Origin of the sequence: Mucilaginibacter sp. cycad4, assembly GCF_034263275.1 — a bacterium.
Taxonomy (GTDB): domain Bacteria; phylum Bacteroidota; class Bacteroidia; order Sphingobacteriales; family Sphingobacteriaceae; genus Mucilaginibacter.
On record NZ_CP139559.1, the window covers coordinates 788,058 to 800,740 of the forward strand.

General features: G+C 42.5%; 9 protein-coding genes. 4 read left to right on the forward strand and 5 right to left on the reverse strand.

The features are described 5' to 3' along the window. Nucleotides 1-7: 7 nt before the first annotated feature. A complete protein-coding gene (locus SNE26_RS03340; protein ID WP_321557958.1) occupies nt 8-2,182 on the reverse strand; it encodes a glutamine synthetase III in 2,175 nt (724 codons plus the stop codon). A gap of 599 nt (nt 2,183-2,781) precedes the next feature. Here SNE26_RS03340 and SNE26_RS03345 point away from each other — a divergent pair. The 3 genes from SNE26_RS03345 to SNE26_RS03355 all read left to right on the forward strand — a co-directional run bounded on the left by SNE26_RS03345 (nt 2,782) and on the right by SNE26_RS03355 (nt 6,328). After that, complete coding sequence (locus SNE26_RS03345; protein WP_321557959.1) at nt 2,782-4,389, forward strand: ammonium transporter; 1,608 nt, start codon at nt 2,782-2,784, stop codon at nt 4,387-4,389. Nucleotides 4,390-4,613: 224 nt separating this feature from the next. Further along, on the forward strand, nt 4,614-5,654 hold the full coding sequence (locus SNE26_RS03350; protein WP_321557960.1) for a porin: 1,041 nt from the start codon (nt 4,614-4,616) through the stop codon (nt 5,652-5,654). Nucleotides 5,655-5,728: 74 nt separating this feature from the next. Further along, nucleotides 5,729-6,328, forward strand: coding sequence for a DUF4468 domain-containing protein (locus tag SNE26_RS03355; RefSeq protein WP_321557961.1), 600 nt, complete (start codon nt 5,729-5,731; stop codon nt 6,326-6,328). Nucleotides 6,329-6,468: 140 nt separating this feature from the next. Here the strand turns inward: SNE26_RS03355 and SNE26_RS03360 are convergent, their stop codons facing one another. After that, a complete protein-coding gene (locus SNE26_RS03360) occupies nt 6,469-7,779 on the reverse strand; it encodes an ammonium transporter (RefSeq protein ID WP_321557962.1) in 1,311 nt (436 codons plus the stop codon). Nucleotides 7,780-8,584: 805 nt separating this feature from the next. Here SNE26_RS03360 and SNE26_RS03365 point away from each other — a divergent pair. Next, nucleotides 8,585-9,424 (forward strand): energy transducer TonB, encoded by an 840-nt coding sequence (locus SNE26_RS03365; protein WP_321557963.1) that lies wholly within the window; start codon nt 8,585-8,587, stop codon nt 9,422-9,424. A 526-nt stretch (nt 9,425-9,950) separates the two neighbouring features. Here the strand turns inward: SNE26_RS03365 and SNE26_RS03370 are convergent. The 3 genes from SNE26_RS03370 to SNE26_RS03380 all read right to left on the reverse strand — a co-directional run bounded on the left by SNE26_RS03370 (nt 9,951) and on the right by SNE26_RS03380 (nt 12,622). Beyond that, on the reverse strand, nt 9,951-10,991 hold the full coding sequence (locus SNE26_RS03370; RefSeq protein WP_321557964.1) for a hypothetical protein: 1,041 nt from the start codon (nt 10,989-10,991) through the stop codon (nt 9,951-9,953). 213 nt (nt 10,992-11,204) lie between these two features. Further along, nucleotides 11,205-11,687, reverse strand: coding sequence for a nuclear transport factor 2 family protein (locus SNE26_RS03375; protein WP_321557965.1), 483 nt, complete (start codon nt 11,685-11,687; stop codon nt 11,205-11,207). 293 nt (nt 11,688-11,980) lie between these two features. Next, nucleotides 11,981-12,622, reverse strand: coding sequence for a hypothetical protein (locus SNE26_RS03380; RefSeq protein WP_321557966.1), 642 nt, complete (start codon nt 12,620-12,622; stop codon nt 11,981-11,983). Between the last annotated feature and the right edge of the window lie 61 nt (nt 12,623-12,683).

The window sequence follows — 12,683 nt, forward strand, 5'->3', positions numbered from 1 at the left end:
TAAGATCTTATTTAATAAATAACAGTTCCCTGAATTTAGGCAGCGGCCACAGGCGGTCATCAACCAGTTGCTCCAGTTTGTCAACGTGGTAGCGGATAGGCTGGAAGAATGATTTTACCTTTTCATCATAATCAATAGCGCGCTGACGAAGATCGTCGATAACGTTAGCTTTTTTGCGCTCGTCAACCATTTGCTCGGTATTGGTTTTAATGAAGTTCACATGCTCGGAGATCCTGTTAATGATGTCAAGCTGCGAAGCGTAAGTTGATTTATCCAGGCCAATGTCTTTTAGTCCTTTTACATTTTCAATCAGTTTGCTTTGATAGGCAACTGCTGCCGGAATAATCACGTTCATCACCATCTCGCCAATTACGCGGGCTTCTATCTGTAGTTTTTTGTAGAAAGCATCAAGCAAGATCTCGTGACGTGCATGCGCCTCACGCACGGTGAATACGCCGGTTTCGGCAAAAAGATGTTCTGACTTATCGTTTATTAAAGCATCAAGGGCTTTTGGTGTGGTTTTAACATTCGGCAAACCCCTTAACGCAGCCTCTTTTTCCCATTCTTCGCTATAACCATTTCCCTCAAAGCGGATGTTTTTTGATTCTTTGATGTACTTTTTGATAACCATTAGTAACGCAAGGTCTTTTTTCTCGCCTTTTTTCATCAGCTTATCCACATCATACTTGAATTTTTTAAGCTGATCGGCAACGATGAGGTTAAGAATGGTCATCGGACTGGCCGAATTGGCTGATGAACCTACAGCGCGCAGCTCAAACTTGTTACCGGTAAAGGCAAAAGGTGAGGTACGGTTACGGTCGGTATTATCAGGCAAAATTTGCGGGATCTTAGGGATGCCCTGCCATAACAGGTTTTCTTCCTTGATTTTTTTGCTGATGCGGGATGTTTCTATCTCATCAAGCACGTCACTAAGCTGGCTGCCCAAAAATATGGATATAATGGCCGGAGGGGCTTCATTGGCACCCAAACGGTGATCGTTATTAACTGATGCAATGGATGCCCTTAGCAGATCGGCATGTTCATGTACCGCTTTTATGGTGTTTACAAAAAAGGCCAGGAACATGAGATTGTTTTTAGGCGTTTTGCCCGGCGATAGCAGGTTCTTGCCTGTATTGGTGATCAGCGACCAGTTATTGTGCTTGCCCGAACCGTTAAGGCCTGCGTATGGCTTTTCATGAAGCAGCACCTTAAAGTTATGGCGCCTGGCAACACGGTCCATCAAATCCATTAACAGTTGGTTATGGTCGATAGCAAGGTTGATCTCTTCATATATAGGTGCACATTCAAACTGGGATGGAGCAACCTCGTTGTGACGGGTTTTAAGCGGGATACCTAATTGCAGCGCCTCTGCTTCCATATCCTGCATGTAAGCATACACGCGCTCAGGTATGGAACCAAAATAATGATCTTCCAGCTGCTGGTTTTTGGCCGACATATGGCCGAATAAAGTGCGGCCGGTTAAATAAAGATCGGGGCGTGCATTAAATAAGGCCAGGTCAATCAAAAAATATTCCTGTTCAATACCTAAGGAGGCGTTTACCTTCTCAATGCCTTTATCAAAATAATGGCAAACATCAACGGCTGCTTTGTCAAGCACGTTTAATGCCTTTAGTAAAGGTACTTTATAATCAAGTGCTTCGCCCGTGTACGATACAAATACTGTGGGGATACACAGGGTACGCGCCATTAAAAAGGCAGGTGAAGAAGGGTCCCAGGCGGTATAGCCACGCGCTTCAAAAGTATTACGGATGCCGCCGCTCGGGAAGCTTGAGGCATCAGGTTCCTGCTGGGCAAGGGCATCGCCCGAAAAACGTTCTATAGCGCCGCCATCTGCAGTGGGCTCAAAAAAGGCGTCATGTTTTTCGGCAGTAGTGCCGGTAAGCGGTTGAAACCAATGGGTATAATGGGTTGCGCCTTTGCCCAAAGCCCAGGCTTTCATTGCCGAAGCAATCTGTTCAGCCAGGTCGCGGGGGATTGGCTCACCTTTTTCAATTGAATTTACTATTCCCTGGTAAGCCTCTGATGAAAGGTATTCCTTCATCTTCTTTTTATCAAAAACATTCGATCCGAAATAATCGGAAATTTTTGGTGAAGGCGGTTTTACTTCAGGGATAGTTCTTGAAAGTACATCCTGTAAGGCTTTAAAACGAATATTGGACATATTTTATGAGGTTTAAATAAAGGTTAGTGTTCAAAAATATAACTATCCTTTAAAATATCGGGCAAAATTAAGTGAAATATAACATACCACCTAATGATTAAGAAATGTGAAAAAATTAAAGGAAAATCTTAAATCGTTTGAAATTTTTATCTGAAATGAATAAAACTCTGCTTTTTTAATGTATTTATCCGGATTTTTTATTTTAAATTGGTATAAATGAAACTTTAAACTGTAAAAATCAGTTTTTTTTGATTTTTTTAATGACATAAATGAATTTATATTGAAAATAGTATTTTTAAATAATTAAAAAATGACATTCTAAAGGGCCTGTTTTTGCGATTTTCATAATTTTTTGATTTTTTACCATTAATTTATCGTTAATAATTTGTTATTCTTAAAAATACTACCTAATTTCAGAAAATAATTTACGAAAACACGCCAATTATTATACTTTTTATAAAAAAATGAAGGAAGTTATAGGCAGGATGAAGGATTTGGAGATGAAAAGTGTTTTGTAATTCAGGATGGCAATCAAACTAAATTTAAATACAACAATCAAACTAATTAATTTTTAAAAAACAATCAAACTAAATTAAACGATGAAAGTAGTTTCTACAAAACACAACTTCCTAAGTGCAGTCCGACAGCTGACACGTGAAAAATGGGCGCTGGGAGCAACCATTTTTACAGGGAAAATGATTGGCTTGTTGCTGGTTTTTGCCGCAATGATGGTTTTGCCAGGTATGTTCGGTACAAAAGCTAACGCCGCCGAAACTTATACCGCCCATGAAACAGCATTAATTAACACGGTTAATACTGTTTGGACACTGGTTGCTGCCTTTTTGGTATTTGGCATGCAGGCAGGTTTCGTTATGCTCGAAGCAGGTTTTGCCCGTAAGCGCGAAACTGTTAACGTGCTGATGGAATGTATTTTTGATACTTGTCTTTGTGGTTTACTGTTTTACGCTATTGGTTACGCCTTTATGTTTGGCAATGGCAACGGCTTTATTGGCTGGGGCGGTGCTGACGGCAAAACCTGGTTCTTCCTTCAAAATACTCCTGAAACTTACGGTTCAACCGGCATCCCGGTATTGGCACACTGGATTTTCCAATATGCTTTTGCTGATACTTGTTCAACCATCGTGTCAGGTGCAATGATCGGTCGTACCAGCTTCCGTGGCGATATTCTTTACAGTATCGGTATTACCGGCTTTATCTATCCTATCATCGGTCACTGGGCATGGGGTCCGGATGGTTTCCTTGCTACAATGGGAACATCAGGCTTCTTCAAATCAATAAGCGCTCAGCCTTTCCGCGATTTTGCAGGTTCAACAGTGGTGCACACTATCGGTGGTGTAGCCTCGCTTGCAGGTGCAATGGTATTAGGCCCACGGTTAGGCCGCATATTTGCCCGTGATGATAAAGAAAAAGGCGGTTTGCCTGCAGGTCATAACTTATTGGTTGCTGCTGTAGGTGGTTTCTTACTTTGGTTTGGTTGGTATGGTTTTAACCCCGGCTCAACATTGTCAGCAATGGATATGCAGGGTATTGGCCGTGTTGCTGCCAACACTACGCTTGCTGCCTGCGCCGGTGGTTTTACCGCTATGCTTGCCGCTTTGTGGTTTGGCCCAACAAAAGGCAAATTTGATTTAGCCTTTACTATTAATGGTTTCCTTGCAGGTTTAGTTGCTATTACCTGTCCTTGTTACTGGGTTAGCCCATTCGGTGCTATTATGTTAGGTGCAATTTCGGGCTTTATCATCTTTGGTGGTGTTTATCTGGTTGAGTGGTTCCGTATCGACGATCCGGTGGGTGCAGTATCTGTACACGGTTTTAACGGTATCTGGGGTACTATCTCTTTAGGTTTATTTGCTTCGGGTCAATATGGCGCTACAGGCCCAACAGGTGCTGATAACTCGGCCCCGGTAACAGGCTTATTTTACGGCGGTGGTTTTGACGTATTAAAAGCTCAGCTGATCGGTAGCTTTACCATTACTCTTGCAGTATTCGTAGTGAGCTTTGCGATGATGTTTGTGATCAACAAATTAGGTCATCCATGGAAATTGCGTATCGAGGAGCATGGTGAAACAGGTGCCGGTGGTATCGACGTGTTTGATCACGGTATCGAAGTTTACCCTGTTCAGGATGATGAGATCAGCTTAAGCGGCCTTTTTGATAATGGCGCCAAGGTTGCTTCTGAAGCCTGATAAGTTGAATAACTGAGAAAAGATATTTGATGCCTTGTGCGGTTGGAGAAAGTGGTGGGCTGTTTTGATTGACGTTGCCGTTGCCAACCGCACAGGGATTTTTTATGCCGACACATAAATGATCCTTGTGTGTATAAATAATTAATAATCAGTTATTTATATATAAATAACCCCAAAAACAACAATTAACAAATAGTTTATCAATTCACAATTAAATCGTTATCATGAAAAAAGTATTTCTACTCTTCTCATTTTTTTCAATTGCGGCCTTTACGGTTAAGGCTCAGGACACGGTTAAAACAACCTCGGATGCCCCTCTGGTGATCTACGGTTCGGTAGATACCTACTATAAATATGATTTTGCTGACAAAGGCTCACAAATCCCTACCAGCTTTGCAAGTGATCATAATTCAGTATCAATTGGTATGATTGATCTGGGTTTGAAGAAAAAGGTAGGTAAAGCTGCATTTGTGGGCGAGCTTTCATTTGGTCCGCGCGGTCAAAGCCAGTCAATTCCAAATGGCCCGGACGGTGATTCATTTCATATTCAGAACTTGTACGTGTCGTATGATCTTACCGATAAATTAAACCTTACCGGTGGTTATATGGCTACCTTTATTGGTTATGAGGTTATCAGCCCTGTAGGTAACTTCAACTACTCAACTTCGTACCTGTTTACCAATGGTCCGTTCCAAAACCCTGGTGTTAAATTAACTTATGCCTTTAGTGATAAAGTAAGTTTAATGGCCGGTATTTTTAATGATACCTGGAACTACTATACCTCAGCGCATAAGGTTAATACTTTTGGCTCACAGTTGTTCGTGTCTCCTGTAAAAGGCTGGACTGCCTACATTAACCTTGCTACCGGAAGTACTTCAGGTACCGAAGTTGACTTGACAACTGCCTATCAAATCACCGATGCCTTTAAACTCGGCTTAAATGGTGCCACGTACTCTGCGCCTGATAATGGCGGCGGTTTCAGCGGTGTTGCTTTATATCCGCAGTTGGCTGTATCAAAAACAGTAACTTTGGGTTTGAGGGGCGAATATTTCAAAACTAAAAAAGGTGCATTGGAAACTTTTGGCCCTCCTCCGGGCGAAAATGTTAAAGCATTTACTTTTACCGCAAATATCAAATCGGGCCCGCTTACTTTCATTCCCGAAATCAGGTTAGATCATGGTTCATCTACTTCATTCATCAATCACTCCGGCGATCCTTCAAAATCAGCCGGTCAGTTTGCTGTAGCTGCTGTATACGCTTTCTAAAAAAAAATTGATTTTAATCTATTTTTATCGCGAGCCGTTCCGGGATTATCCGGAGCGGCTTTTATATTTGTTACATGAAAAAGATACTATTAGGCTTTGTTGGTCTCCTTTTTTCATCAGGCGCTCTTGCGCAGAAGGATTCACTGGCTTTTGATGAGAATAATAAATACATTTATTATAAAACGGTCGACCAGCCCGGCTTCATTGCGGATTCGCTTTATAGCAGGGGATTGTATTTTTTAACTAAAGCCTATCCTAAAAAGGTGCTTAAGTTGGCAAAGGCTGATAAAGATGGCAATGCGCTTACCGGTACGGGTGTTTTTTTGGTTAACAAAAAAGGCCTGATGGGTAATAGCGAAGGCGGCGAGCTAAGTTATACGCTTAAGGTAGAGGTAAAAGATGGTAAATACCGTTATTGGTTAACGGATTTTGTTTATCAGCCATATCAGCGTAACCGTTATGGTAATGTGGAACATATTCATGGTAAGGATGTTGCCCTGGAAAAAGCATCCGAAAAATTATCAAAGGCCGATTTTAACGCCTGCTTAAACCAGGTGGTGAGCAGCAGTAAGCATGTGGGCGATAATTTAAAGGCTTATATGCTTAAAACGTCGTCGCTTGAAAAGCCGGCGGAGGTTAAAAAAGTGAAGAGGGTATCGACTAAAGAATGGTAGTTTTCTTGAGTTTACAGTTGCAGGTTTGCAGCAGGCAGCCAATAATGTGCAAGATGAAATAAAAGAGCCGCACTCTGTAAAGGGTGCGGCTTATTTTTTATGTTGTTAATTGAGTTTAATCAGGTAGGGGTAGGATCTGGTTACAGTTCCTCGTCGTGCTGGCTGATGTCAAGGCCTGCAAGCTCTTCTTCTGGTGTTACACGCAGTGTGCTGATCATGTCGGTGATCTTTAATAAGATGAATGAGCCGAAGAAAGCGAAGGCTGATACACCTACAAGTGTAATTAAGTGAACAATGAAAAGGTGTGTTTCGCCGTAAAATAAACCATTGCCGGTTGTATTGGCGGCGTTTACGTTTTGGTGTGCAAATACACCGGTTAATAACATACCTACCATACCGCCTACGCCATGGCAGGGGAATACGTCGAGTGTATCATCGATGCTGGTTTTTGTTCTCCAGATCACAACCAGGTTACTTACTACCGCCGCTACGATACCGATAATTAAAGAGTGGGGAATGGTTACATAGCCCGCCGCCGGGGTGATAGCCACAAGGCCTACAACCGCACCGATACAGGCACCCAGTACACCTGGTTTTTTACCGCGCAGGATATCAAAGAACATCCAGGCCATTGCAGCTGCAGCTGATGCTGTAGTGGTTGTTGCCAAAGCGGTTGCTGCCAGTGTGCCCGAACCTAATGCCGAACCTGCGTTAAAACCAAACCAGCCAAACCATAATAAGCCTGTGCCTAATAACACATAGCTGATACGGGCCGGATTATGGGATGTTTCATTACGGCCTTTTAAATATATAGCCGATGCTAAAGCAGCCCAGCCTGCACTCATGTGTACCACAGTGCCGCCGGCAAAGTCAAGTACGCCTTTTCCGAAAAGGAAACCTTTTGGATGCCAGGTGGCGTGGGCCAACGGTGCGTATATAAATATCATGAACAGGCAAAGGAAAATAACGTATGAGTTGAAGCGGATCCTTTCGGCGAATGCGCCGGTGATGAGGGCCGGGGTGATAACCGCGAATTTTAACTGGAACATAGCGAATAGTATCAGCGGGATAGTTGGGGCCAGTTCCCAGGTGGCGTTGCCTAATGTACCTTTCATCATAAAGAAAGTGCCGGGGTTGCCGATAAATCCGCCAAACTCATCTTCGCCAAAAGCAAGGCTAAAGCCGAATATTACCCATATAACGGTAATTACGCCCATACAAACAAAGCTTTGCAGCATGGTTGACAGTACGTTTTTTTTGCTCACCATGCCACCATAAAAAAATGCCAGGCCGGGGGTCATGATCAGTACAAGGGCGGTACTTACTAATAGCCAGGCAGTATCACCTGTATCAATTTTGCTGTCTTTAATGGTTGTAAGAGTAACTGAAGGGTATATAAGGGCTAATACAATTACAATTAAAAGTATGCCGAAGGGTATGAATTTTTTCATGTTTTGGGTTTAAGGGAGGAAAAAATAAAGGTTTGAATAATACTGCCCGGTATCCAATCAAAAATACCGGACAGCATTAAAACTAAATTTTTTTAAAAAACAATAATCCCGCAATGCTTAATCAGGGCATGTGGGTTGAAATTGTTTTTTACCTACCAAAAATCGTGAAACGGAAAAAGGATGAGCTTGCGAAACCGGGAGAGTTTACTTGTATCCAGTCCGCAAATAAAATCAAGGTATTTAAATTTAATGGTGTAACCGCCGGGCGTTGCTACAAAGGCCTGTAAAGAATGTGCACCCCTATGCTGTTGTAAATTAATAACAGGCGTGAGTGCATTATGGAGTGCGAATTCAAAATTTAACGGGCGATGATGTGGGATTGCCGCGGATATTGTGGTTTTTTTTGCCGTTTTGTGGTAATAATGGTATAATTCACCCTTGGCGGATGCAGTGAATCCGCTAAAGAGTAAAAAAAATAAGGCGATAAGTTTATAAAGCCTGTTAACCATATCTAAAAGTAATAAAAAAATAAAATAACTGCACTTTTTTTTAAAATATTTTAAGATTTTAATGATTTATATATTAAAATTAAGTTTAAATGAATGTTTTTGTACTGTTTTTATTTAATTGATAATAAAAATTGACTTTGTTGTTGATTTTTTAAATAAGTTATTAGGATTTGGCGGTTTTTGTGCGAAGATGAAAATTTGATGAAAAACTAAACGGAATTATTTTCGATGAATTTAATTTTATACAAAATATAATATAAGTATATTCGTTATAATTGAAATTTAATTCTGAAACTATGCTTATCACCAAATTTGATTTGTACAATGCCGAGTGGCTCGACCTTGTATTTGACCATCGCAACAAAAATTACGGCGCTTATGAATTAAGGCAAAGCTATGGGCGTACCATGGCAAAATCCATGGGGATCGCCTTTGCAGCAGTAGCCCTTTTATCGGCTGCCGCAATTATTTTCAAAGCAAAGCCAAAACCTGTATATGTGTTTCACGAGGTGACACTCAAACCTCCGGTTGATATCTCCAAACCACCCGTAGAAGCTGTTAAGCAACCAAATCCTCCTGCGGAAGCGGCGCCGCCACAAAAAGCTGCTTCACCTGTAGAAGCTAAGGCATTTACCAATTTGCGGGTAGTGCCAAATGATCCTCCAACGGATCCACCTACAATGGACGAACTGAAAAACGTTGCTATTGGTCCTGCAGATGTTAAGGGGCCGAGTGGTACGGGGAACGTTATCGACTCAAAAGACCCAGGACCCGGAGGAACCGGAACCGCCAAAGTTGATGATGGCGTTCATACACTTGGCGAAGTACTTGAAGTGATGCCCGAACCTGTTGGCGGGGCTGCAGCATGGGCCAAGTTTCTACAGAAAAATCTTCGCTTTCCGCCGGTAGCGCAGGAGCAGGGTGTTTCGGGCAAGGTGTTCATGAGCTTTATTATTGAAAAAGACGGTACGCTTTCAAATATCAAGGTTGACCGCGGTGCCGGTTATGGTTTTGATGAAGAGGCTACCCGTGTACTAAAGCTGGCCAAAGCCTGGAAACCGGGTGTGCAAAATGGCCAGAATGTGCGGGTTAGGTACAGCATCCCAATAAGCTTTCAGTTAGCGACAGAAGAATAGGTAATAATTTGCTGTGTGTTTTTAATTAAATGTGTGTTATATAGTAGCTAACTGTTTCGGCCCCGCGCAAGCGGGGCTTTTTGTTATCCATGGTGCCTCCCGGAAGTTGTTTAAGAACAGATAAAACATTTTTTGGTAGTGACGCATCACATGCGTCTTTCATAGGGCAAGCCGGTTTGTAAGTCATTAAGTTCAGGAATTTGCATGCGGGAGACGCATGTGATGCGTCTCTACATTAAAAACAATAAAAGACACTATTGTGGGTAACCACCCGGGGAACCCGGAAAAAATTGCGGTGATGTATAAAATAGATTTTAGCGATGATGCGCGGGGGCGCGTTAGTGATAGGAGCGGATACCGTCCGTCAGCTGACGGAAAATGCTTATGCTGTATGAGTGGATAGCACGGCCGCAGGCAACGCTCATATTCACAATATTGCCCAGGAAAACACATTTAATGATCAGTAACTTACAGTCGCGTTATTATAAGTAATGAAGCTATGACGCCTTTTTCAATAAAATCTTAATTAAGCTGTTTTTAAATAGCCTCTTAATACCTCATTATATAAAGACTGTGCCGAAACTATCGCCGAGTATTTTCCACTTTCTGTTATCACAATAAAGGGATCTTCATTGGCAAACAGGGCATTTGTTTGCTGCTCATTATCCCAGTTTTTGTCTATCTGTTTTTTTATCAGTGCCGGCTTAAACAAATTATCAAGGTGTACGGTGCTGATATGCTTTGCGCCGCCCGTGCTTTCAATAGTTTGGCCAAGTTCGTTCTGTAATAGCTGCTCGGTTAATAATTCGTTAGGTAAACCAGTGGTGGTTGAAAATGCCATCCAGGCGTGGTTCAGGGCAAGTATACCCTGCATCCAGGGCGGTGGCGGCGGGGCAGGATAATAACTGCCAGGCGGCAAAACGGCTAACGGGCCTAATAACGCCCATTGCGCGGCAGCCGCGCGGGCGGCATAAAAGGTTCTTAAGTATCGTGGGTCTTCTTTTAGCAACTGTTCCAGCAGGTCGCCGGGGCGGGCCCAGCCTAAATAAATTTGCTCCCTTGATTCAACAGTAGCTACAAAAACAATTTTATCGGGTTTTTTAAGGCGGTCGGCGCCGGCCAACAAAACTAACAACCGGGTTTCCCACCAGGCGTGGCCATCTTCAAGGTCGATCACCGCTACGCCCGAAGAGGTGGCAGCGCGTAGTGTTTCGAGGATATTGGAAGTGCCGCTGTCGGCAACATACTGTCCCCGCACCCCGATATTGGCGGGCACAGTAAAACCCGAATTTGACAGCTGCTGGATTTTTGAAAAGTCGATCTTGAGATCGCCATAGCCTATGCTGCCCCCGCGCTCGATAACTACGTTGAGAATTGCAAGGACAATGGGGAGCAGGCTAAGGATAAAAATGCCGATTAAAACGGTGTTGTTGGCTGAGTCGGCAGGCCAGCCGGTATAAGTACGAAGCGCCCCGGTGATCAGCAGGAGCACCAATAAAACAACAACGGCGGTAATGATACTCACCTTTGGCGTAAACGGCCAAAAACTATGATCGCGTGTTTTCATTTGTTTTCACCTTTAACTGTATTACTTATAGTAAAAGCACAATTGTGCTGTGCAAGTATCAATTGTTGGCCTGTATGATTGCCTTATAGTTAGGATGAATTAAATTAATTATAAAATATTGAAAAGCAATGCGTTGAACCACGTTTTTGAGATTCGGTTTTTACGTGAATGTAATGAGCTGATTGCTTTATTTGGGGTGGAGACTCAACGGAATTATTTCTGGTCGTCCGGAGCAGCCTGGGCCATTTCCCTTATTGAAACCCAACCATAGGGGCTGTCTTTATACCTGACAAAAACAGTCATTGACCGTCCGCGACCGATAGTCGATTTTCCGCCATTTACCGGGGTTGCCCTGAACGCGAATATGCAGGTTTCGATAATGGTGTTGCCATTAAACGCGGTACTTTCAACCTGGTTCTGGATTAATTCCATTTTTGATGTGCGGAACATGGCCGTTAATCCCTTAGCCAATTCCGCGCGACCGGTAACCACATTGCTGCCGCCGAAATATTTAACAATATCAGGATGGTGCAAGGCTACTAATGCTTTCACGTCGCTATGGGCGAATGCTGTTACAAAAGCGGCTTTGGTTTTTTCAAGCGCGATTTTGTCGGCGGCAAGATTATCGTTTTGGGGTGCTGACGAGCAGCCACAAAATATTAAAGCGATGAAAATAAGGTAGCGTGATGTTTTCATACCGGTTATTGGTTTTTGATAACAAAATAAGGAATGTTAACGGTATGGGTTTTGGGAATTGATGATTGTGCCGGGATAATTGATGAGATGCGGGTTGGGCGGGATGAGGGGGGCGGTTTGGATAATTGTTTTGGTTTTTGCTCCGGTCGAAGTTTAGCAATAGCATAACTTCGTCCTAAAATAAGGTAAGCATGCTGCTTGTGTGGCAGCGGGGATTTGTTGGGGGAATGGCAATGGTTGGCAGCTGTAATGTCACGAGTACGCCGTGTTGTGTCGATATTGTGAATAGTCGTTCAAATCAGACGTTCCGAAGTCCTGTTCAATCTTTTACGCATTGTTATTTCGCTTTGAAATTCCCGTAGCAGTTCTGCTTTTACTGCTAAGATGTTTTCGCTTATCTTATCATGCACTTGTTCGTAATGTGAACAGAGGTTAAAAACAGCGATATTATAGGGCTTAAAAAGTTCTTCCCGTTCAGCTGCTGGTATTGATTGTATTTTATTTGCAATATCGATTACCGCAATATATAACTTACGCGATATCTCATTTACTTTTTCCATTTCGCTTATATTGAACGGTAGATTGAAATAGACATCGACTACGTTATACTTCCAGTTTTCGGTACGCAATTTAACCTGATAAGCGTCTAGTTTTCCCATTTCCCTTTTCATAAATGCGAGCGTTTCATCATTGCGGTCCCTCCATAAATTACGCCAATAGTCAACATTTTTTCGAACCATTGATAAGAGTTCGGTATTGATAAAATAAAAGTTTTCGCCGATATCCAATCTTTTAAGCCTGAACTGGTTTCTGAGCTCATATCTTTGTTTTCTCATATCGTTCAGATATGAAAAAAGTCCGGTGAACAATTGGGTAATCAGCGCCCCTGTCAATCCGGCAAGGGCGCCAATTAAAAGAATGAAGTTTTTGTCCATAAATCAGGCTTTGCCGATAATTAGATCATTGATTAAAAAAGTTTTCGCTAATAACCTATGC